Source organism: Duganella sp. OV510 (assembly GCF_900100205.1).
In the GTDB taxonomy this organism is placed as follows: Bacteria; Pseudomonadota; Gammaproteobacteria; order Burkholderiales; family Burkholderiaceae_D; genus Rugamonas.
On sequence record NZ_FNEQ01000005.1, the window covers coordinates 284,424 to 305,151 of the forward strand.

The 20,728-nt window shown below is 62.5% G+C and carries 20 protein-coding genes; 11 read left to right on the forward strand and 9 right to left on the reverse strand.

The window, feature by feature from the left end:
* Nucleotide 1: 1 nt before the first annotated feature.
* Complete coding sequence (locus tag BLS51_RS15775; RefSeq protein ID WP_090183915.1) at nt 2-2,755, reverse strand: TonB-dependent receptor; 2,754 nt, start codon at nt 2,753-2,755, stop codon at nt 2-4.
* 251 nt (nt 2,756-3,006) lie between these two features.
* Between BLS51_RS15775 and BLS51_RS15780 the strand changes: the two genes are divergently transcribed.
* Genes BLS51_RS15780 through BLS51_RS15790 form a run of 3 tightly spaced genes read left to right on the forward strand, consistent with a single transcriptional unit; the run spans nt 3,007 to nt 6,771 of the window.
* Complete coding sequence (locus BLS51_RS15780) at nt 3,007-3,774, forward strand: DeoR family transcriptional regulator (protein ID WP_090183912.1); 768 nt, start codon at nt 3,007-3,009, stop codon at nt 3,772-3,774.
* A gap of 4 nt (nt 3,775-3,778) precedes the next feature.
* Nucleotides 3,779-4,876: an N-acetylglucosamine-6-phosphate deacetylase gene (locus BLS51_RS15785; RefSeq protein ID WP_090183910.1), complete on the forward strand. Its 1,098-nt coding sequence runs from the start codon at nt 3,779-3,781 to the stop codon at nt 4,874-4,876.
* Between the two features lie 11 nt (nt 4,877-4,887).
* Nucleotides 4,888-6,771 carry an MFS transporter gene (locus tag BLS51_RS15790; RefSeq protein WP_229207585.1) on the forward strand — a complete coding sequence of 628 codons (1,884 nt, stop codon included), beginning with the start codon at nt 4,888-4,890 and terminating at the stop codon, nt 6,769-6,771.
* A 2-nt stretch (nt 6,772-6,773) separates the two neighbouring features.
* Here the strand turns inward: BLS51_RS15790 and BLS51_RS15795 are convergent, their stop codons facing one another.
* Nucleotides 6,774-7,562: an alpha/beta fold hydrolase gene (locus tag BLS51_RS15795; protein WP_229207584.1), complete on the reverse strand. Its 789-nt coding sequence runs from the start codon at nt 7,560-7,562 to the stop codon at nt 6,774-6,776.
* A gap of 41 nt (nt 7,563-7,603) precedes the next feature.
* Here BLS51_RS15795 and BLS51_RS15800 point away from each other — a divergent pair, with 41 nt between their 5' ends.
* Complete coding sequence (locus BLS51_RS15800) at nt 7,604-8,908, forward strand: M24 family metallopeptidase (protein WP_090183905.1); 1,305 nt, start codon at nt 7,604-7,606, stop codon at nt 8,906-8,908.
* Between the two features lie 132 nt (nt 8,909-9,040).
* Nucleotides 9,041-9,532, forward strand: coding sequence for a phasin family protein (locus BLS51_RS15805; RefSeq protein ID WP_090183901.1), 492 nt, complete (start codon nt 9,041-9,043; stop codon nt 9,530-9,532).
* A gap of 115 nt (nt 9,533-9,647) precedes the next feature.
* On the opposite strand, the gene BLS51_RS15810 is transcribed toward BLS51_RS15805, so the two are convergent.
* Entirely contained in the window at nt 9,648-10,310 is a 663-nt protein-coding gene (locus tag BLS51_RS15810) for a glutathione S-transferase family protein (RefSeq protein ID WP_090183898.1), read from the reverse strand.
* 153 nt (nt 10,311-10,463) lie between these two features.
* On the opposite strand from BLS51_RS15810, the gene BLS51_RS15815 reads away from it, so the two are divergent.
* From BLS51_RS15815 to BLS51_RS15840, 6 genes are all read left to right on the forward strand, one after another.
* The gene (locus BLS51_RS15815) at nt 10,464-11,249 is read left to right on the forward strand and encodes a MipA/OmpV family protein (protein ID WP_090183895.1); all 786 of its coding nucleotides are present in this window, start codon (nt 10,464-10,466) and stop codon (nt 11,247-11,249) included.
* A gap of 42 nt (nt 11,250-11,291) precedes the next feature.
* On the forward strand, nt 11,292-12,143 hold the full coding sequence (locus BLS51_RS15820) for a CPBP family intramembrane glutamic endopeptidase (RefSeq protein WP_090183892.1): 852 nt from the start codon (nt 11,292-11,294) through the stop codon (nt 12,141-12,143).
* On the forward strand, nt 12,136-14,019 hold the full coding sequence (locus BLS51_RS15825; protein ID WP_229207583.1) for an AI-2E family transporter: 1,884 nt from the start codon (nt 12,136-12,138) through the stop codon (nt 14,017-14,019). Before BLS51_RS15820 ends, BLS51_RS15825 begins: the two co-directional genes overlap by 8 nt.
* The gene (locus tag BLS51_RS15830) at nt 14,016-14,369 is read left to right on the forward strand and encodes a lysozyme inhibitor LprI family protein (protein WP_090183883.1); all 354 of its coding nucleotides are present in this window, start codon (nt 14,016-14,018) and stop codon (nt 14,367-14,369) included. The genes BLS51_RS15825 and BLS51_RS15830 overlap by 4 nt, the downstream gene beginning before the upstream one ends.
* A 121-nt stretch (nt 14,370-14,490) precedes the next feature.
* The gene (locus tag BLS51_RS15835) at nt 14,491-14,784 is read left to right on the forward strand and encodes a hypothetical protein (RefSeq protein WP_090183880.1); all 294 of its coding nucleotides are present in this window, start codon (nt 14,491-14,493) and stop codon (nt 14,782-14,784) included.
* Between the two features lie 10 nt (nt 14,785-14,794).
* Nucleotides 14,795-15,193 carry a DUF3597 domain-containing protein gene (locus tag BLS51_RS15840; RefSeq protein WP_090183877.1) on the forward strand — a complete coding sequence of 133 codons (399 nt, stop codon included), beginning with the start codon at nt 14,795-14,797 and terminating at the stop codon, nt 15,191-15,193.
* A gap of 25 nt (nt 15,194-15,218) precedes the next feature.
* Here BLS51_RS15840 and phoR read toward each other — a convergent pair whose 3' ends face one another.
* Genes phoR through pstC form a run of 6 tightly spaced genes read right to left on the reverse strand, consistent with a single transcriptional unit; the run spans nt 15,219 to nt 20,685 of the window.
* Nucleotides 15,219-16,532 (reverse strand): phosphate regulon sensor histidine kinase PhoR, encoded by a 1,314-nt coding sequence (phoR, locus tag BLS51_RS15845; protein ID WP_090183873.1) that lies wholly within the window; start codon nt 16,530-16,532, stop codon nt 15,219-15,221.
* Nucleotides 16,533-16,539: 7 nt separating this feature from the next.
* Nucleotides 16,540-17,232 (reverse strand): response regulator, encoded by a 693-nt coding sequence (locus BLS51_RS15850; protein ID WP_090183869.1) that lies wholly within the window; start codon nt 17,230-17,232, stop codon nt 16,540-16,542.
* Between the two features lie 6 nt (nt 17,233-17,238).
* On the reverse strand, nt 17,239-17,952 hold the full coding sequence (phoU, locus tag BLS51_RS15855) for a phosphate signaling complex protein PhoU (protein WP_090183866.1): 714 nt from the start codon (nt 17,950-17,952) through the stop codon (nt 17,239-17,241).
* A gap of 37 nt (nt 17,953-17,989) precedes the next feature.
* Nucleotides 17,990-18,793 (reverse strand): phosphate ABC transporter ATP-binding protein PstB, encoded by an 804-nt coding sequence (pstB, locus tag BLS51_RS15860; RefSeq protein WP_175472592.1) that lies wholly within the window; start codon nt 18,791-18,793, stop codon nt 17,990-17,992.
* 21 nt (nt 18,794-18,814) lie between these two features.
* A complete protein-coding gene (gene pstA / locus BLS51_RS15865) occupies nt 18,815-19,687 on the reverse strand; it encodes a phosphate ABC transporter permease PstA (protein WP_090183863.1) in 873 nt (290 codons plus the stop codon).
* A complete protein-coding gene (pstC, locus tag BLS51_RS15870) occupies nt 19,687-20,685 on the reverse strand; it encodes a phosphate ABC transporter permease subunit PstC (protein ID WP_090184655.1) in 999 nt (332 codons plus the stop codon). Before pstC ends, pstA begins: the two co-directional genes overlap by 1 nt.
* Between the last annotated feature and the right edge of the window lie 43 nt (nt 20,686-20,728).

The window sequence follows — 20,728 nt, forward strand, 5'->3', positions numbered from 1 at the left end:
GTTAAAACTTCATGCTGATGCCGGCGGCGTAGGTACGGCCCCAGGTTTCAAAGCCATACAGCGCATCGCTGCGGCCCAGGTTGGAGCGCATCACCGCATCGCCCAGGTTTTTGCCCTCGACGAACAGCGTGACATTCGGCGTGACATCCCACGAAGCCGACGCCGTGATCCAGGTCAGCGAGTCCACCTTGTTCGGGTAGCCGGCCAGCACATTGGTGCTTTGCGTGTAGTCGCCGGTGTAGTCGAACGAGATCGAGGCATTCACGCCGCTTTTCTCATACAGGAAGCCGATCGACGACGCGGTAGGCGCCACACCTTCCAGCTGGCCGACGTAGACGCCGCCCTGGTAGGCCTTGGTCAGCGTCTTGGCGAATTTGGCGTTGAAACCGAAGCCGTTGTCGAACAGGTGCTGGATGCCGAACTCGAAGCCGCGCACGCGCGCCTTGTCGCCATTCACCGGATGGGTCACGGTGTACAGGTAGCCCGGCACGCCGATGTCCACGTGTTCGTCGGTCTGGTAGGTGACGAAATTCTTGATCTGCTTGGCGAAGATGGCGGCGGTGATGGCCGACTTCGGACGGTAGTACCACTCCACCGACAGATCCTGCTGCACCGCTTCGGTCGGTTTCAGCTTGGCGTCGCCGACGATGTTGAGGATGTAGCTGCGGTCCAGCGTATTGTCGGTGCGGGTCGGCGCCAGCTTGTCCAGCGATGGACGGGCCATGACCTTGGCCACCGCGCCGCGCACGACAAAGTCGTCACGCGCCCACCAGCTCAGATTCGCCGATGGCAGGAATTTGGTGTAGCGACCGTCTTCGGACACCGGCACCGCTTCACTGTAGGTGATATTCGGGCTGCTGGTCGGGATGTTCGGCGTCGGATCGTCGATCGCGACGATCTGGTCGATGGCAGTGCGCGAGGTGGTGCGGGTGCGCACCACGCGCGCGCCGACATTGCCGTTCCAGTTATCGCCGGACAGTTCCAGCTGGCCGTACAGCGTATTGGTCTTTTCAGTCACCGCATACGAATCGGTCGGCACGAATACCGGCTGCGAGGCGCTGACGTCATACACGCCGCCATTCGGATTAGGCTGGCCGTCCAGCTTCTTCAGCGCCGCCAGGTAGGCCGGCACATCGAACTTGATGAAGCTGCCAGGGAAGCTGCCGCCAGCGTTGCGCATGTAGTTCGGCAGCGTCATCGGGCTGACCACGTTGGCGCCCAGCGAGGCAAAGGTGGTCGAGTACATATCGCAGTATTGGCAAGCGCCGCCGCTCTTCTCGTTGCCGATCGAATTGCGGTCCTTCTTGCGCGAGGTGGCGCTGGCGCCGAACTGCACGGCGTCGATATGCCAGGCGCCGCTCAGCGACAGGCGGCCATCCAGCGAGGCGCCGTCAATGGTGTCCTTGATGTCGGTACCGGTCAGGCCGGCGAAGTGCACGCCGTAGTCCTTGTTGCCCAGGCGGCCGGCGGCCAGTTCGGTGGCCAGGTCGCGGCCATCTTCCAGCGTCACGCGGATGTCCGGCAGGGCGCCGTTGTTGGCCTTGTAGTAGCCGGTGTTGTGACCGGCGATACCGGCCACCACGAAGGTGTCCTTGCCACCGGAATTACGTTCGGACGTCGAGCGGTACACATCGCCGGTCAGTTTCAGGTCGTTCGACGGACGCCATTCACCGCGCCAGCCGAGCTGCTTGGTATCGACCACACGGTCGGCTGTGACGTTGGACATTTCCGGCACCAGATCCGCAATCTTCATGCTGGTAATCAGGCCGTTCTTGACCACCACATCGGACCAGCGGTCCGGCGCATGCTCGACGTAGTAGGACTGCTGGTAGCCGACCTGCGGCGAATCGAGTCGCGTGGCCAGCGCATCGGCGGTCATCTTGAAGGTCGAAGACACCTTCCATTCAAAGGCGCCGGACAGCGCCGCGCGCTTCTTCTCTTCAAACACGGAACCGAAGGAAATGCAGCAGGGGGCCAGCAAGTTGCTTTCGCCGGCGCCGATCACGCCATCGCCGTTGACATCGAAGCTACCCGGCGAATCGGCATTGTAGGTCTGGTAGCCGAGCGAATCGGTGCGCACCTTGCGCTTGGACAGCACGGCGCCAACCAGCACGCCCATGGTGTTGTTATTGAAGGTGTTGCTGAACACGCCCGACAGCTTGCCGCCGTCCTTGCGCGACAAGTCGTTGTGGTCAGCCTCGAAACGCACCGACCCGTGACGGCCAGGATTATCCATCGGGCGCGCCGAACGCAGGTTGACGGAGCCGCCGATGCTGCCTTCCATTTGCGCCGCGTCGGCCGATTTCATCACGTCCGCGCCGCTGATGACTTCCGATGGCAGCACATCGAAAGCGAAGTCGCGGCCGTCGCCGTCGGTGGCCAGAATGCGCTTGTTCAGGGTGACGATGTTGTAGCCGGAGCCGAGGCCGCGCACATTGATGTACTGGCCTTCGCCGCCACGGGTACGGGATACTGACACGCCTGAAATGTGGGTCAGCGAATCGGCGACGTTATCGTCAGGGAAGCGGCCCAGTTCAGTAGCCGAGATCGAATCCTGGATCACATCCGCATTGCGCTTCAGTTCCAGCGACTTGGCCAGTGCGGCACGCGCGCCGGTCACCACCACTTTCGGCGCCTCGACTTCTTCCTGCACCTGCGGCTGGGCCTGGGCAAACGCCATGCCGCATACCGCCATTTCCACCGCCACCGCGATCAGGCTGCGACGCAGTCCCTTTTCCATTCTGCTACCACTCATGGCAAATCTCCCGTGTGTCCGTGTGTCGTATTGATTGTGTTATTTGCTTATGTTTAGGATAGTAATAAGCAAAGAATCAAAATACAAGTAGCTTTCGATTTATTTCGTTTCAATGTTGTTTTTACGTTTTCTTTCGTTTCAACACAAAACGTTTTTGCTTTTATTTCGAAAGAAAAATATCTGTAAAGCTTGCTTTCACTCGTCCGGCGATCTGTTAAGCTGGCATTTTGACCACAACCACAGCACAAGCCATGCGACTTACCAGTCAACGCCGCGCCGCGATTCTCCAGGCGCTCACCCAACACGGCTCGGTGCAAGTCAACGCGCTCGTAAGCCAGTTAGGCGTTTCTGCGGTGACCATCCGTTCCGACCTTAGCGCCCTCGAATCCCAGGGGCTGGCGACACGCAGCCACGGCGGCGCCACACTGGCGCGCACGCCGCCTCCCGAGCAAACCGTGCCGCAGAAGGACGCCATCAATCACGAACAGAAGGAACGCATCGGCGCCCGTGCGGCGCATCTGGTGCAGCCGGGCGATAACATCATCATCGACTCCGGCACCACCACCATTTCGCTGGCGCGCCATCTGCGCGAGGCGCAAGGCGTGACGGTGATGACCAACGGCCTGAATATCGCCTGGGAACTGGCCGACGCGCCGGGCGTGGACCTGATCCTGACCGGCGGCCTGCTGCGCAAGCAGTCGCTGTCGATCCAGGGGACGCAGGCGGAAGCCTGTTTGCAGGCCTACAGCTTCGACAAGCTGTTCCTCGGCGTCGACGGTTTCGACCTGCAGTTCGGCGTCACCACCCACCATGAGCCGGAGGCCAGCCTGAATCACAAGATGGTGGAACGGGCGAAGAAGATTATCGTGCTGGCCGACGCTTCCAAGTTCGGCCGCGTCAGCCTGCACCGCATCGTCCAGCTGGACCGCGTGGACACGGTGATTACCGACGGCGGCATCAGCCAGGAGTACCGCGACGGCCTGCTGGAAGCAGGCATCGAGCTGCTGGTTGCGGAGTAATGCTGTGCTGAGTGGACGTATCCTTACCCCGCAAGGCTGGATCAATGGCAGCATCAGCTTCGACCAGCGCATCCAGCACATCCGCGAAGACCATGGCGCCGACTCCACGCTGACCATCCTGCCAGGCTTTATCGACCTGCATGTGCACGGCGCGGCTGGCGTCGACATCATGCAGGGCGGCGACGCTGGCGCCACTGTGGCGCGCGCGCATGCGAAGCACGGCACCACCGCCATGCTGGGCACCACGATGACCGCCACCGACAACTCCATACGCCGCGCCTTGCGCGGGCTGGCGCCGACCATCGCGCAGCGTCCCACCGGTAGCGCGCGCATGCTGGGCGTGCACCTGGAGGGGCCGTTCCTCAGCATTCACCGCCTGGGCGCGCAGCCGGCCGACGCGGTAGTCATCGGCAGCATTGATCTGGTGCGCAGCTATCATGCGCTGGCGCCGGTGCGGGCGATCACGCTGGCCACCGAAGTCGATGGCCATCTGGCGCTGATTCCGCAGTTGAACGCGCTGGGCATCCGCGTGCAGATCGGCCATAGCAACGGCACGTATGAAGACGGCGTTGCGGCGTTACAGGCCGGCGCGGCCGGCTTCACGCATCTGTACAACGGCATGACCGGGCTGAATCACTACAAGCCCGGCATCGTCGGCGCGGCGCTGGCACATGCGGAGTATGCCGAGATCATCCCCGATTTGCAGCACGTCGCGCCGGGTGCGATGCGTGCGGCCCTGCGTGCCATTCCGCGCCTGTATGGCGTAACCGACGCCACCTCGGCCACCGGCATGCCGGACGGCGAGTATGGCCTGGGCAGCCAGCGCGTGTACAAATGCCTGGGCTGCGTGCGGCTGGCGACCGGCTCACTGGCCGGCAGCGTGCTGACCATGGATCAAGCCTTGCGCAATTTCGTCGGCCTGGGGCTGGAGCTGGCCGATGCGTCCAACCGCCTGTCGCTGTACCCGGCCGACTATCTGGGCGAGTCTGAACGCGGTCGCCTGGCGCCGGGGGCATGGGCGGATATCGTGGTATTGAACGCAGAATTACAACCGGTGGCCGTCTTCGTTGAAGGTGAAGCCATCGACCTGACCACCAACTAGACGGAGACTCGATGCAAGCACGCGCCATGGCATATCTATTGTTTATTGCGGGGCTGGGTGGCCTGCTGTACGGGATCGACGTCGGCATCATCGCCGGCGCCCTGCCGTATCTGGAGTCCACCGCCTCGGTGGCGTGGCGTTTGAGTGCGCAGCAGTTGAGTTTTATCGTGGCGGCGGTGTTGCTGGGCTCTGTGTTGTCGTCGCTGTTTGCTGGCGCACTGGCCGACTGGATCGGCCGCCGCTGGGCGATGATGTTGGCTGGCGTGCTGTTCACGCTGAGTATTCCGCTGATTGCGCTGTCGGATGGCTATGTGCCGCTGTTGCTGGGGCGCTTGCTGCAAGGCGTCAGCGGCGGATTGATTGGCGTGATCGTGCCGCTGTATCTGGCCGAGTGCCTGCATGCGCGCCAGCGTGGACGTGGTGCGGCGCTGTTCCAGCTGCTGCTGACGCTAGGCCTGGTGGCGGCGGCGCTGATTGGCTTGTTCCAGGCGCAGTCGGTGGAGACGGCGACGGTCGCCGCCCAGCAGTTGGGCGAGGCAGAGCGTGCGGCTGCGGTGTTTGCGGCCAAGGATCATGCCTGGCGCAGCATCTTCTGGTGGTGCCTGACGCCTGGCGTGGTGTTCACAGCGGGCTGCCTGATGCTGGCCGAGTCGCCGCGCTGGCTGGCGCAACGCGGCCGCATCGAAGACGCCCGCGCCGCGCTGCTGCGCACCCGCCCGGCCGATGAAGCCGAAGCCGAACTGCGCGACATCCAGCAAGCCCTCGCTCCCGCCACCGTTGACGCAGGCCGCGCAAGCCCAGTCGCGCACGGCGCGAGCGATGGCGCGGGCGCTGTGAACATGGGCGCCGTGAACGTGGCCCCAGGTGATAGCGTCGGCGCTGCGCGTGGAGCCGCCGCAGCGCGCACGGCGGCCGATCCCTTACTCAGCCGCCGCTATGTGCTGCCCTTCCTGCTGGCCTGCCTGATCCTGGCGCTGAACCAGGCCACCGGCATCAATTCGGTGCTGGCCTACGTGGTCAACATCCTCAATCAGGCCGGCCTGCCCGGCACCACCGCCAACGCTGGCGACGTGGTGCTGAAAGTGCTGAACGCGCTGATGACCATCGTGGCCGTCATCCTGGTCGACCGCAAGGGCCGCAAGTTCCTGCTGATGCTGGGCACCGCCGGCATCGTCATCGCACTGGTCGCCGCAGGCCTGCTGTTCCGCAGCGCCGAAGCCGACCAGCGCGACGTGCGCCCCGCGCTGCAAGCACGCATCCAGTCCGACAGCCTGTCGCTGCAACTGGACGCCGCCACGCTGCAATCCTTCGGCGGCACCGACGGCAAGCCAGTCCAGCTGACAGTCGCCTACTCCTACGGCCCGTTCACCAACGTGCAAACCCGCCGCAGCGACGACGCCGCGCTGCCGGTACTGCACATGAGCCGTGAAGACACTGTGCAGCCGGACAGCGTGATCGGCGTATTCTTCCGCAAGCTGCATCTGAATCCCTTCGCCGATCCCGCCGCAGGCATGAACGCCCCGCTGCACATCGAGCGCGCTGACGTGGCGCCCGTGCCCTCCACTGCGCATGGCTGGAAAGTGGCGCTGACCATGTGCCTGTTCGTCGCCGGCTTCGCGGTCGGCCCAGGCGTGTGTGTATGGCTGGCGCTATCGGAGCTGATGCCAACCCGCATCCGCTCCAACGGCATGAGCATCGCGCTGCTGATCAACCAGTTCGTCTCGACCATGATCGCCGCCACCTTCCTGCCCACTGTTGGGCAGTACGGCTACGCGACCATGTTCTTCTGGTGGGCCGGCGCCACGCTGATCTACTTCCTGGCCGCCGCCTTCCTGCTGCCCGAGACCAAGGGCAAAACGCTGGAAGAAATCGAAGCGCACTTCGCCGGCCGCTAGGATCAAGCCGGCGTGAGGCACGCCTCCAGGGTCAGTTCCAGCAATGGGAAATGGCCTGTCTCCACCTTGAAGAACGCCGCCTGTGGGAAGATCGCCTCCCACACGGCGCGATCCTGCCCGGCGTCGATCATCGGATCGTAAGCGCCAAACAGCACCGACACCGGGCCATCAAAAACACTGCGCACCGGCGAGTGGTCCAGCGCCGAGAAATCGTCCGACGTCGCCACCGACGTCGGACCATCGAAGGCGCCCGGCTGCTGGATCAGTTCCGCAAACGAACGCGCCGCCTCCGGCCCACCGTTCGGGCCGAAGTACAGCTCCGTCACATCCGGCAGCAGCGACAAGGCGCCAAACACATCCCAGAAACGCGGACGGCCCGGATCATCCTCATACATCGCCAACGCGGTGGCCAGCTTGCCGGCATGCTGGTGATCGGTATGCACGCGGAAGGCGCGGCGCGCCAGGCGCAACGCCGCCTGCTCCGGATTGAAGGTTGGCGCCAGCAGTACGATATCCTTGATCAGGGCCGGAACCTGTCGCGCCAGATACACAGCCAGATGCGCGCCGAAGGAACTGGCCATCACGGTCAGCGGCTGGCCGGCTTCGGCGGCCACGCGGCGGAATTCGGTCAGCGTGGCTTCCTGCAGGTCGAGATAGGGACGCGCCGCGCATGGCTTGGCCAGCGGCTGCTGCCACCAATGGACGTGCGTGGCGTCCGGATAGCGGGCGCGCTCGAACACCGGGCCGAGGCCGGGACCGCCGTGCAGATAAAAAACCGAAGGTGCTGCCATGTTCTCTCCTTTGCAAATGCAACGGGCATTATAATCGGTGCATGAAAAAATTCCTTGCCGCCCTTGCCCTGCTCATCGCAGCAGGCGCCCAGGCCCAGGTGCTGTCTGTCCGCGACCAGGCAACGGTCGTCAACGAGCTGCTGGCCGAACGCTTTGACACCATCCTGCCGGCTGCAATGCAGCAGACCGGCATCGATATGTGGATCGTGGTTTCGCGCGAATACAACGAAGACCCGGTCATCAAGACCATGCTGCCGGCGGAATGGCTCAATGCCCGCCGCCGCACCATCCTGGTCTTCCACCGCGACGCCAAAACAGGCAAGGTGGAGCGCCTGGCCGTGGCGCGCTACAGCGTCGGCAAGAGCATCGCGGCGGCGTGGGACATGAAGAAATTCCCCAAGCAATGGGACGCGCTGGTCGACATCGTCAAGACCCGCAATCCAGCGAAAATCGGGCTGAACACCTCCAACCACTTCGGCCACGCGGACGGCATTGACCATACCGACTACAGCGAACTGCTGGCCGCCCTGCCGGCGCAGCTGAAAAGCCGCGTAGTATCCGCCGAGCCGCTGGCGGTGCGCTGGCTGGAAACGCGCACCGCGCGCGAAATGCAGATCTATCCGCAACTGGTCAATGCCACCCACAAGATCATCGAGGAAGGTTTCTCCGAGCGCATCATCACGCCCGGCATCACCACCACCGATGACGTGGTGTGGTGGTTCCGCCAGAAGATCCGCGACCTTGGCTATGACACCTGGTTCCATCCATCGGTGGAAATCCAGCGCCAGGACCAGGGACGCGCCAATCCGGACGTCATCACCCAGGGCGACCTGCTACATGTCGACATCGGCATCACCTACCTGCGCCTGAACACCGACATCCAGCAGCACGCCTACGTGCTGAAGCCCGGCGAGACTGCCGCACCAGCGGCGCTGAACCAGGCCTTCGCCAGCGCCAACCGCCTGCAGGACATCCTGACCGCCAACTTCAAGTCTGGCAGCAGCGGCAACGCGGTGCTGGCGGCATCGCTGCAACAAGCCAAAGCGGAAGGCATCCGTCCGACCATCTACACCCATCCGATCGGCTACCACGGCCATGCGGCCGGCCCGGCAATCGGCATGTGGGATGCGCAAGGCGGCGTGCCCGGCACGGGCGACGATCTGCTGCGTCCAAAGACCGCCTATTCCATCGAACTGAACGCCGCCAGCGAGATCCCAGGCTGGCGCGAGCCGGTGCGCATCATGCTGGAGGAGGATGCCTATTTTGATGAAAGTGGCGTGCGCTACATCGACGGCCGCCAGAAACAGCTGCTGCTCCTGCCACGACGCAGCCCATCCGTTGAATAGGGAAAACAAATAGTTCCAGCAAGCTCTGGAGTGCCGCAATGCGGCGACATTTGCGATGATAGCGGGGCGGACGTCAGGCCAAAACGTCCGCCCCGCGTCATTTTGGCCCCCTACCCCAACAGGAGCACGCTCATGAACTCGTTTGTGGAAACGCTGTCGCCGGCAGCCCGAAACCATGCGGAAGCCCGCATCGACTACTACACCGATCTGTCCCAGGCGGTTCTGCACTCGCTGCGTCAGCTGTCGGAGCTGAACGTCCAGTTCGGCCGCGCGTGGCTGGAGGAATCCGCCAGCTCGCTGCAATACAACCTGCTGACGCCACCTTCCGAACGCCAGGCGCAGAACGCGCCACAGCAAGGCGGCGCGCTGCTACAAAAGCTGCAGCAATACCATCAGCAACTGGCGCAGGTGGCGACCGAATTCCAGTCGGAAATCAACAAGGTGGCGCAGGAGCATGTGCCGCAAGCGGCGCGCACCGCCACCGAACTGGCCGACGCCGGCCGCCAGGCAGCCGGCAAGCACTTTAGCGACGAAGCCAGCCGCTTTGCCAACGTCGCCGCGCAGAACCAGGCTTTCCCGCAAGCTGCCTCGGTGCAAAGCGCACCGGAAGGCAACAAGAACTGATGACAGCCCGCCGCTGCAATGGCGGCGAGGAATCGGGAATCCGATGATGGTCCTTTCTGCTTGGCGAAAGGCCATCATCCCCACATCGCCGCGCGGTTATCATGCGGCATTGCGCTTACAGGAAGCGTTCGGGTATTTCCTGCGCAAATGGATACATCGTGAAGTAAGGCTTGGCCTCCTCCAGCACCTGTTGCACTGAAGGCCGCGTCACCAGGCGCTCGAAGTAGCTCTGCAAATGATGGTACTCCTCCGGGAACGGCAGCAGCGTGACGGCGTAGAACAGCGCCGGCGCCGCCGCGCAATCGGCCAGGCTGAAGGCTTCACCACACAGCCAGCCGCGCGTCGCCATGCGCTTTTCGATCATCTTGTAGGCGGTTTTCAGCTTGGTGCGCTCCTTGGTCTGGTCGCAGCTCAGGCCGGTGAGGTGGGCGCTGACGATGGTTTGCACCGGCCCCTGCACGTAGTTGTCGAAAAAACGGTCCCACAGGCGCACGTCCAGCGCGGCGTCCCAGTCGGCCGGAATCATCGTTTGCGCGCCGGGATAATGGCGGTCCAGGTATTCGATGATGATCGAGGTTTCCGGCACATCGCGCCGCTGCGCGTGGTCGCGCAGCACCGGGAATTTGCACAGCGGCCAGATCGCCTCCAGCTCGGCGCGGTCGGCGTCATCGCCGAGGTTGATGATGCGCTTGTCGAAATCGGTGCCGTTCTCATACAGCGCAATCAGCACCTTGTGGCAGAACGAGGCCAGCGGATGGTAATACAGAGTCAGGGACATGACAGCTCCAGAGGGCGTGTGGCGATACCAAAGATTTCACCAAATGATACTTCAGCGGCAGCGATAGCGGCGGACCTTATTTATTGGGAAACTTCCGCCCGTCTAAAGCCGGGCAATCACGCACCGGCGGACCACTGAACGGGACCTCATACCATGCGCCACGCCATCACCCTGACCCTTCTTTCCCTATGCGCCTTCAGCGGCAAGGTTCTTGCCGAAGAAGCCGCGCCTGCCAACAAAGGCGATAGCCTGACGGCCGGCATCGGCCTGGCGTACGTGCCGGAATACGCCGGCTCCGACAAGAGCCGCGTGCTGCCGCTGCCCTTCCTGGAAAAAACCTATAGCAACGGTATCTTCCTCAGCACCCATCGCGGCATCGGCTACGCCACGGCGCTGGGCGACTTCAAGGTCAGCGCGGCGCTGGGCTATGATGGCGGCCGTGAAGACCACAAGAAAAATTACTTCTCCGGTTCCGATGATCTGAAAGGCATGGGCAAGATCAAGGGCTCGGCGCTAGCGGTGCTGAGCGTCGGCTACCAGCTCGGCAGCGTCGGCCTGAACCTGACCACCAAGCAAAACCTTTCGCACCGTGAATACGGCAACACCTACACGCTGGGCATGGAGACGCCGATCTACTCCACCGCCAGCGACAAGTTCAGCTTTGGCGCCGCAGCCGAGTATGCGGACCGCAAGCACATGCAGACCTACTTCGGCGTGACGCAGCAGCAAAGTACGCTTTATCGTGCAAGCTACACGCCGGGCGGCGGTGGTTTCACCAACGTCTCGGCCGGCGTCAACTGGATGCATGTCATCAATAGCGACTGGGTGGTGCGCAGTGCGCTGGGCGTCAACCACCTGACCGGCAAGGCCGCTGATAGCCCGCTGACACAACACACCAATACGCCGATGGTGATGACCGCCTTCATCTACAAGTTCTAAGCTGCCATGGGGTATCATTGCTGAAAACTCATCGTTAAAACAATGATACTTTCCGCTTTTCTTTTTCTGGCGCTGGCCATCGGCGCGGCCTGGCTGCGGCCGCTGTCGCTGTGGCTGCCGTTATTTGTCATGGCGCTGGCCTGGGGGCTGGTGGGCGGCGTGCTGGAGCCGGTGGCGATCGCCGTGCTGACGGTGCTCACGGCAACAGCCTATGGCTGCGCCAAGGCGCAGCACGCATGGCAGCGGCTGGTGCTGGGCCTGCTGGCCGGCGTGCTATCTCTGGCGCTGGCGATGCACAAGCTTCCCGGCTTTCACAATCCGCTGCTGATCGACCGCGTGGTGCTATCGGCCGGCGCCGCGCCATTCACGCAGTACGCCAACTTCGACAAGGGCGCGGTCGGGCTGATCCTGCTGGCTTTGCTGTGCCGCCGCGTGGCCTCGTGGGCCGAGCTGCGCGAGGTCCTGCGCCGCACGGCGCCGGTGCTGGCGATTACTCTGCTTGCGACGCTGGGCTTCGCCGTTGCCGCCGGTGTGGTCGGCGTCGACCTCAAGTTTCCGCCGCAGACCTGGCGCTTTATTGCGGTCAACCTGCTGTTCACTGTGGTGGCCGAAGAAGCCTTCTTCCGTGGCTTTTTACAGGCACGGCTGGCAGGTGCGCTGGCACGGTTCCACTGGGGCGCGTGGTTGGCCATGGCTGTCTCGGCGCTATTGTTTGGCGCCGCGCACCTGGGCGGCGGATTGCTCTATGGCATACTCGCTACCATTGCCGGCTTCGGCTACGCCTGGGCTTACCAGCGCACGCAACGCATCGAGGCCGCCATACTGGTCCACATCGCACTGAATGTGGTGCATTTTATTGCCTTTACTTATCCTGCCAGGTTACCCGGTGTCTGACTCCCTCACCTCCCGCACTTTGCCCGGCGCCGTCGCCGGCCTGGTCGGCACCGCTACGGTGCTTGCCCTGCTGTACTTTGGACGCGATGTGCTGATCCCCATCACGCTGGCGTTCATCTTCAGTTTCCTGATCGCGCCGTTTGTGCGCGCGCTGCGCCATCTGGGGCTGGGACAGACGCTGTCGGTCTGCACCGGCGTGCTGGTGGTGACCGTGAGTCTGCTGGCGATCGGCGCGGTCATCGTGCAGCAGGTCGGCGCCATGGGCGCCAGCTTGCCGCTGTACCAGGACACCATCGCCGACAAGGTCGAGAAGCTCGATGAGCTGACGCGCGGCACCATTGGCAGCCTGGGAGGCCCGGCGGGCCAGCTGATCGAACACTTCACGCAGGATAACGCCAGCGGCGCGCAGCCAGTGCTGCAAAGCGACGGCAGCGTCAAGACGCCGGTGCTGGTGGAGATCCACGAGCCGGCGCTCAAGCCTTTCCAGTTGCTCGGCAAGATCGCCGCCTCGGTGTGGCCGCCGCTGGAAACCGCCGGCATCGTGTTTGTGGTGCTGATCTTCGTGCTGCTGGAGCATGAATCGCTGCGCGACCGCTTCATCCGCCTGGCCGGAGGCGGCGATTTGCGCGCCACCACCATCGCCGTGAATGACGCCGGCGAGCGCCTGTCGCGCTTCTTTATTTCGCAGTTCCTGGTCAACATCGCTACCGGCCTGGCGGTGTGGCTGGGCCTGAGCCTGATCGGTCTCGGCCAGGCGCTGCTGTGGGGCACGATGACGGCGGTGCTGCGTTTCATTCCCTACGTTGGCGTGTGGATGGCGGCTTTCTGCGCGACGCTGCTGGCGGCCGCCATCGATCCCGGCTGGTCGATGGCGCTGATGACGCTGGGCCTTTTCCTGGCGATTGAAATCATCGTCGCGCAGACCATCGAACCCAAGCTGTATGGCCATACCACCGGGCTGTCGCCGCTGTCGGTGGTGGTGTCGGCGATTTTCTGGAGCTGGATCTGGGGGCCGGTCGGGCTGGTGCTGTCAACACCGCTGACCTTGTGCCTGGTGGTGGCCGGCCGCTATATCCGTGCACTCAAGGTACTGGAAATCATGTTCGGCGAATTGCCGGCGCTGACCATGCCGCAGAATTTTTATCAGCGCGCGCTGTCGGGCGACGCCCATGAAATCATCACCAGCGCCAAGCGCTACATGCAGCACAAGTCGCTGGCCGAATATTGCGACGGCGTGCTGCTGCCGGCGCTGCATCTGGCCAACTTCGACCTGAAAGATCGCGCGATTACTCCGGAGGAAGAGGAAAAAGTCACCTCCTCCATCATCTCGGTGATTGAAGCGCTGAGCGGCAACCAGCGATGGTGGAAAAAGCGCAAGCGCAGCAGCGTGCTGACGGGCGGCGGCATCGGCCGTCAGTTGCGGGCGCAGCGCATCTCTGACAGCGGCGAGTGGCAAGGCTCGTTCGACGTGCCGCCGGGCAGCGTGGTGCTGAGCATCGGCCTGGGCACGCAAGGCGCGGAGCTGGCCACCGAGATTCTGGTGCGCATCCTGCGCGAGCAAAAAATCGATGCGCGCAGCCGCACCGTCGAGGAACTGGATGAGCCGCCACCGCCGGGCGCGACGCCGGAGCTGGTAGCGATTGTGATCCTGGTCAGCGTCGATCCGCTGAACGACTGCGAGCAGATCACGGCCATGCTGGAAGGCGTCCGCGAGCGCGTTCCGCACGCCAAGCAGTTCGCGCTGCTGCTGCCTAGCCCGTTTGAAAATCCAGATTTGAAAACCTGCGTGTTCCCGACCGCCGACCATGTGTCGCGCTCGTATGACGATGTACTCCACAGCTGCCAGGTGGCCATGAAAGGACAAGGTACTGTATGAAACTGATGATCGCCCTGCTGCTGTCGGCCTGCGCCGGCAGCGCTTTTGCGCAGGATTGCAAGAATGCCGTCTCCACGCCCGAGATCAACGAATGCGCATCGGTGGAGCAGAAAAAGGTGGAGGACAAGCTGAACAAGGTCTACCAGCAAGTCATCAAATCCATCGGTGAGGCCGATACCAGGAAGGCGCTGGTTGAAGCGCAGCGCGCCTGGGTCCAGTTCCGCGAAGCCGATTGCAAGGCGATCTATAAGCAATACAAGACCGGCACCATCCGCACCGTCATGTATATCGGCTGCATGCAACAGCACGCGGAAGTCCGCATCAAGAACCTGGAAGATTTTCAAAAATGATGACGAAGGGTGCAAGGCGTGGGCTATCGCGCCTGCCCACGGCGTAGGTGAGCGTTAGGCTGCGAACAGATTAGCCGGACAGGATCGGTTAGCTTCTTCCTATACACAACAAGGAGCTAACATGACTGTCACGACCGATCACACCATCAGCCAACTGTTCTTGCTCGCGAATGCCGGGCAGCGGGCAGATATCGTCAACCGCCTGCTGAGCAACGTCAGTCATGAGATGGTGGTCTCGCTGGCCGCCAGCATAGGCGACTTTGGCGAAGACCAACATCCACAGGTGACGCCGGAGCAGACCGAGCAGATCACCCCGGCACAGGTGGAAGAAATCGCCGCAACTGCGGAGCAGCATGCGCCTGGCGTGGTGGAAAAAGTCACCGCGTTTTTCAATGATGAACTGGCGCGTGCCTGAAGGAACAATCATGGGCATGCTGAGCAACATCTTCCACAAAATTTTCCCGCCATCTCACCCTGCGATCGCGCAAGCGCCACAAGGCACGACCGTGCCACCACCAGCGGCTTCCGAACCTCAGCCGCAGGCACCGGCCACTGTCCATCTCAGCGAAGTCGATGTGGAGCAGATCCTCAACGACAAAGCGCAGCACAGCGGCCAGCCGCTGAACTGGCGCACCTCGATTGTCGACCTGCTGAAGCTGCTGGAACTGGACAGCAGCCTGCAATCGCGAAAGGAGCTGGCACAGGAACTGCACTACTCCGGCGACACCAACAACTCGGCCACCATGAACGTCTGGCTACACCGCCAGGTGATGACCAAACTGGCCCAGAACGGCGGCAAAGTGCCGGCCGATCTGAAGGATTAACAGGCACAATCGCTGACGCAGGTGTTTAGTTGAGCAGCAGTTCCGGCTGCTGCTGGACGATGGCAGTCTTCGGCAGGCAGACGATGAAGCTGCTGCCCTTGCCTGCTTCCGATTTGATCTGCAGCGTGCCGCCATGGCGCAGCAGCACGTGCTTGACAATGGCCAGGCCCAGGCCGGTGCCCTGCGTCTCGCGCGAACGGCTCTTGTCGACCCGGTAGAAACGCTCGGTCAGGCGCGAAATGTGTTCAGGGCTGATGCCGATGCCAGTATCTTCCACCTTGAACTTGATGCCGCCCTCAAACTCGCGCCACGCCAGATGAATCTTGCCGCCGGCCGGCGTGTAGCGCACCGCGTTCGACGCCAGATTGCCAAACGCGCTGTGCAATTCCTCGTACGAGCCCAGCACATCCGGGCCTTCGATCGACATCGTCACCTCATGCTTGCCGGCCGACAGCGCCTTGGCATCGCGCTGCACCTGCTCCATCAACTTGTGCACATCAACTGGCTCCGGCCGCATCGGATAGTCGACCGACTCCAGCCGCGACAAGGTCAGCATGTCCTCGATCAGGTGCTGCATGCGATGGCCCTGCTCGGTCATCAGCTTCAGGTGGGCGGCGCGGGTGGCGGCATCGAGGCCCTCCTGCGCGGCGATTTCCAGGAAGCCGACAATCACTGTCAGCGGCGTACGCAGCTCGTGCGAGGCATTGGCGATGAAGTCACGGCGCATTTCCTCGATGCGCTCGGTTTCGGTGGCATCGTGCGTCACCAGGATCTGGCGGCGGTTTTCAAACGGGATGATATGCACGATCAGCTTGCGCTCGCGGAAGCTGATCGTCAGCGGCTGCTCGTACCGGCCCAGGATGATGTAATCCATGAAGTCCGGATTGCGCACCAGGTTGGTCACGCGCATGCCCTTGTCACGCTCATTGCTCAGGCCCAGATGCTGTTCGGCGGCCGGATTGCACCACTCCAGGAACAGCACGTCGTCCATGATGGCGACGCCGTCCGGCAGCAGATGCATGGCCTGGCGGAAGCGCGCCAGCCATTCGGTCAGCTCAGCCTGGTTTTTTTCGTCCTCGCGGCGCATGCGGTACAGGCGCGAGAAAATATTGGTCCACTCGCCCCAGCCGTCCGGCAGCTTGGCGCTTTGCGGATCATCCATCCAGTTGCTCAGCTGGTAAAGATAGGACAGCTGGACAAATACCAACGCGATCATGCACAGCAGCGCCAGCACCAGGCCGGTGAGCCAGCCGGCAATCCAGCCCGCCAGCGCGCAACCCGCCAGAATAAGAGCGGTACGCAGCGCCGCCGGCACCCAGAACACCAGTTTTGGATTCATTTAAAACTCAGCTTTTTTCCGAAAGCATATAGCCTACACTACGCACGGTCTTGATCAGGTGCTCGGCCTCTTTCAAGGCTTTGCGCAGACGCAGCACATGCACGTCGACGGTACGCTCTTCGATGACCACGTGATCGCCCCATACCTTGTCCAGCAGCTGGCTGCGCGAGAATACCCGTTCCGGATGCGCCAGCAGGAATTTCAGCAGCTTGTACTCGGCGTGACCGATGTCGATCTTCTGCTCGTCCATCGAGACGGTGCAGCTGACCGGGTCCAGCATGATGTTGGCGGCGCGCATGGTCGACTGCGAATGCTCCGGCGCCTTGCGGCGCAGTAGTGCTTTGGCACGCGCCAGCAGCTCGCGCGGCGAGAACGGCTTGGTGATGTAATCATCAGCGCCGCTGTTCAAGCCGGCCAGCTTGTCCTCTTCCATGCTCTTGGCGGTCAGCATGATCACCGGGATGTCGCTGAACTGGCGGTCCGAGCGGATACGTGCCAGCAGCCGCAGACCGGTCGAATCCGGCAACATCCAGTCCAGCAAAATCAATTGCGGGGTCTTGGTCTGGATGAAGTCCCAGGCCTCACCCGCGCTTTGCACGGCGCAGCAATTCCAGCCCGCTTCGCGCAGCGAGAACGTCACCAGCTCGATAATCGCCGGTTCGTCCTCCACGATCAATACAGTTGTTTTATCAGATGCCATGTAGTTTTATTCAGCTTGCGTAGGCTCGTCATCCGGCAGCGGCACGGTCTTGGTGTGGCGGATATCCTTGCCTTCCACCACGTAAATCACATATTCCGCGATGTTTTTGGCGTGGTCGCCAATGCGTTCAATCGCCTTGGCCACCCACAGCGTGTCCAGCGCCGCCGAGATGGTGCGTGGATCTTCCATCATGAAGGTGATCAGGTTGCGCATGATGGAACGGAATTCATGGTCGATCACTGCGTCCTGGGCGATCAGTTGCAGCGCCTGCTTGCCGTCGTTGCGGGCAAAGGCATCCAGCGCGTCGTGCAGCAGGTCGCTGGTGTTGTTGGCGATGTTGCGCACCATTTCATAATGGTTGACGGTCACCGCGCCGCGCGCGTGCAGCTGCTTGGCGGTCCGGGCGATCTTGGTGGCTTCGTCGCCGATGCGCTCCAGGTCGGTGATCACCTTGATGGTGGCCATGATGGTGCGCAGGTCGTTGGCAGCCGGCTGGCGGCGCACGATCAGGTGGCTGCACTGGTCGTCCAACTGGACTTCCAGCTGGTTGACGGCGTCGTCCTCGCGCATCACGCGGTCGGCACGCTCAGGGTTGCCGATGCGGAAGCAGGTCATGGCGTCGAGGAATTGGGTCTCGACGATGCCGCCCATCAGCAGCACTTTGCTGCGGATGGCTTCCAGTTCGTTGTCGTACTGTTTGGATGAATGCTCACCGATCATGCTGCTCTCCAGTTGCGAATTAGTATTATAAGGTCGATCAGCCGAAACGGCCGGTGATGTAATCCTGGGTCTCTTTACGAGCCGGATTCATGAAGATCTGGTCGGTCTCGCCGAATTCCACCAGTTCGCCCAGGTACATATACGCGGTGTAGTCCGAGCAGCGGGCCGCCTGCTGCATATTGTGGGTGACGATGGCGATGGTGTAGTCCTGCTTCAGCTCGGAGATCAGCTCTTCCACTTTCGAGGTCGAGATCGGGTCCAGCGCCGACGTCGGCTCGTCCAGCAGCAGCACGTCAGGCTTGACGGCCACGCCGCGGGCGATGCACAGGCGCTGCTGCTGGCCGCCGGACAGCGACAGGCCGCTCTTGCTCAGCTTGTCCTTGACTTCGGTCCACAGCGCGGCTTTCTTCAGCGCCCATTCGACGCGCTCGTCCATCTCGCCTTTCGACAGGTCTTCATACAGGCGCACGCCGAAGGCGATGTTGTCGTAGATCGACATCGGGAACGGCGTCGGCTTCTGGAACACCATGCCGACCTTGGCGCGCAGCATGTTGACGTCCTGGCCTGGTTCGAGGATGTTACGGTTGCGGTACATGATCGAACCTTCGGCGCGCTGGCCAGGGTACAGATCGTACATGCGGTTCAGCGTGCGTAGCAGCGTCGACTTGCCGCAGCCCGACGGGCCGATGAAGGCAGTCACCTGCTTCTCGTGGATGTCGAGGCTGACGTTGTGCAGGCTCTGGGTCTTGCCGTAGAAGAAGTTCAGGCCCGAAATTTCGATGGTCTTGCGTTTGCCTTGGGTCATGGTGGCGACGTTTTCTTGGCTCAGTTGCGTATTCATGGAGGGATTCGCTTTTATCAATTAGTTCGGGGCTTTTTGGGCAAATACAGTACGGGCAATCACGTTCAGTGCCAGCACGCTGAAGGTCACCAGCAGCGCGCCGCCCCAGGCGAGGTCACGCCAGTTGTCATACGGGCTCATGGCGAAGCCGTAGATCACCACCGGCAGGTTGGCCATCGGCGCGTTCATGTCGGAACTGAAGAACTGATTGTTCAGCGCGGTGAACAGCAGCGGCGCGGTTTCACCGGAGACGCGGGCCACGGCCAGCAGCACACCGGTGATGACGCCGGCCTTGACGGCGCGCAGACGCACCAGCATCGCCACTTTCCAGCGCGGCGCACCCAGTGCGAAAGCCGCTTCCAGCAAGCTGTTCGGCACCAGGCGCAGCATATTGTCGGTGGTGCGCACCACCACCGGGATGGCGATCAGCGCCAGCGCGATCGAACCGGCGTAGCCCGAATAGTGCTTGGTGGTGGCCACGTACAAGGCCCAGACGAACATGCCGATCACGATCGACGGCGCCGACAGCATGATGTCGGTGACAAAGCGGGTGATCGCGGCAACCTTGTTCTCTTCGCCGTATTCGGCCAGGTAGATGCCGGCCAGGATGCCGATCGGAGTCGAGATCAGCGTCGACAGCGAGACGATCAGGAAGCTGCCGAAGATCGCATTGATCAGGCCGCCACCTTCGCTGCCCGGCGCCGGCGTGGTTTGCGTGAACATATTGATGCTCAGCGCGCCGAAGCCCTTGATCAGCAGCGTGGCCAGAATCCAGGCCAGCGCGATCAGGCCGATCGACATTGCCAGCACCGACAGCGAGATGCCGACACGGTGCATCAGCAGACGCTTGCGATAAACCGGGTTCATCGCGGCTTTTTCCAGAGTTGCGCTCATTATTTGACGCCTTCCTTGCGAGACATGCCAGCCAGCATCAGCTTGGCGGCGGACAGAACTATAAAGGTGATGACGAACAGGATCAGTGCCAGCGCGAACAGCGACGAGGTGTGCAGCACGGTATCCGATTCGGCAAATTCATTGGCCAGCGTCGAGGCGATCGAGTTACCTGCCGCGAACATCGACCACGACAGCTTGTTGGCGTTACCGATGACGAAGGTGACCGCCATGGTCTCGCCCAGCGCGCGGCCGAGGCCCAGCATGACGCCGCCGACCACGCCGGTCTTGGTGTACGGCAGCACGATCTTGCGCACCACTTCCCAGCGCGTGCAGCCCAGGCCGTAGGCCGATTCCTTCAGCACCGCCGGCACGATCTCGAACACGTCGCGCATCACCGAGGAGATGAACGGAATGATCATCACCGCCAGGATCAGCGCGGCGGTCAGGATGCCGATGCCCATGGTCGGGCCGCTGAAGAACTGGCCGATCACCGGCAACTGGCCCAGCGTGGCTTTCAGGAAGGGCTGGACGTAATCGCCAAACAGCGGCGCAAAGACGAACAGGCCCCACATGCCGTAGATGATGGACGGGATGCCGGCCAGCAGCTCCACCGCCGTGCCCAGCGGACGGCGCAGGCCGGCCGGGCAGATCTCGGTCAGGAACAGCGCGATGCCGAACGACACCGGGAAAGCGATCAGCAGCGCGATGCCGGACGTAGCCAGCGTGCCGACGATGGCGATCATCGCGCCATACTGGTCATTGACCGGGTCCCACTCGACGCGGGTGATGAAGGCCGGACCGAATTCCTTGAACGCCGGCCAGGCGCCGACCATCAGCGAGAAGATAATCCCCAGCAGCACCGCCAGCACGGACAGCGCAAAGATCATCGTGGTTTTGTGGAAGAAGAAATCCTGGATGCGCTGCTTGCGCATGGTGCGGAGCATCGCCTGCATGGCAGCTTGATCCGCAGCGCTCATTTGCGCGGTGTTGGTGTGCATGGCCGGCTCTGGTTTGGATAGTGGCGTGGAAGTGATATCTGCG

Coding starts and splice junctions, on each gene's coding strand:
- BLS51_RS15830 (WP_090183883.1), top strand. CDS start 14,016: ATGAAACTGATGATCGCCCTGCTGCTGTCGGCCTGCGCCGGCAGCGCT.
- BLS51_RS15805 (WP_090183901.1), top strand. CDS start 9,041: ATGAACTCGTTTGTGGAAACGCTGTCGCCGGCAGCCCGAAACCATGCG.
- pstA (WP_090183863.1), bottom strand. CDS start 19,687: ATGAGCGCAACTCTGGAAAAAGCCGCGATGAACCCGGTTTATCGCAAG.
- BLS51_RS15780 (WP_090183912.1), top strand. CDS start 3,007: ATGCGACTTACCAGTCAACGCCGCGCCGCGATTCTCCAGGCGCTCACC.
- BLS51_RS15840 (WP_090183877.1), top strand. CDS start 14,795: ATGGGCATGCTGAGCAACATCTTCCACAAAATTTTCCCGCCATCTCAC.
- pstC (WP_090184655.1), bottom strand. CDS start 20,685: ATGCACACCAACACCGCGCAAATGAGCGCTGCGGATCAAGCTGCCATG.
- BLS51_RS15795 (WP_229207584.1), bottom strand. CDS start 7,562: ATGGCAGCACCTTCGGTTTTTTATCTGCACGGCGGTCCCGGCCTCGGC.
- BLS51_RS15835 (WP_090183880.1), top strand. CDS start 14,491: ATGACTGTCACGACCGATCACACCATCAGCCAACTGTTCTTGCTCGCG.
- BLS51_RS15810 (WP_090183898.1), bottom strand. CDS start 10,310: ATGTCCCTGACTCTGTATTACCATCCGCTGGCCTCGTTCTGCCACAAG.
- BLS51_RS15775 (WP_090183915.1), bottom strand. CDS start 2,755: ATGAGTGGTAGCAGAATGGAAAAGGGACTGCGTCGCAGCCTGATCGCG.
- pstB (WP_175472592.1), bottom strand. CDS start 18,793: ATGAATACGCAACTGAGCCAAGAAAACGTCGCCACCATGACCCAAGGC.
- BLS51_RS15815 (WP_090183895.1), top strand. CDS start 10,464: ATGCGCCACGCCATCACCCTGACCCTTCTTTCCCTATGCGCCTTCAGC.
- BLS51_RS15790 (WP_229207585.1), top strand. CDS start 4,888: ATGCAAGCACGCGCCATGGCATATCTATTGTTTATTGCGGGGCTGGGT.
- BLS51_RS15800 (WP_090183905.1), top strand. CDS start 7,604: ATGAAAAAATTCCTTGCCGCCCTTGCCCTGCTCATCGCAGCAGGCGCC.
- phoR (WP_090183873.1), bottom strand. CDS start 16,532: ATGAATCCAAAACTGGTGTTCTGGGTGCCGGCGGCGCTGCGTACCGCT.
- phoU (WP_090183866.1), bottom strand. CDS start 17,952: ATGATCGGTGAGCATTCATCCAAACAGTACGACAACGAACTGGAAGCC.
- BLS51_RS15850 (WP_090183869.1), bottom strand. CDS start 17,232: ATGGCATCTGATAAAACAACTGTATTGATCGTGGAGGACGAACCGGCG.
- BLS51_RS15820 (WP_090183892.1), top strand. CDS start 11,292: ATGATACTTTCCGCTTTTCTTTTTCTGGCGCTGGCCATCGGCGCGGCC.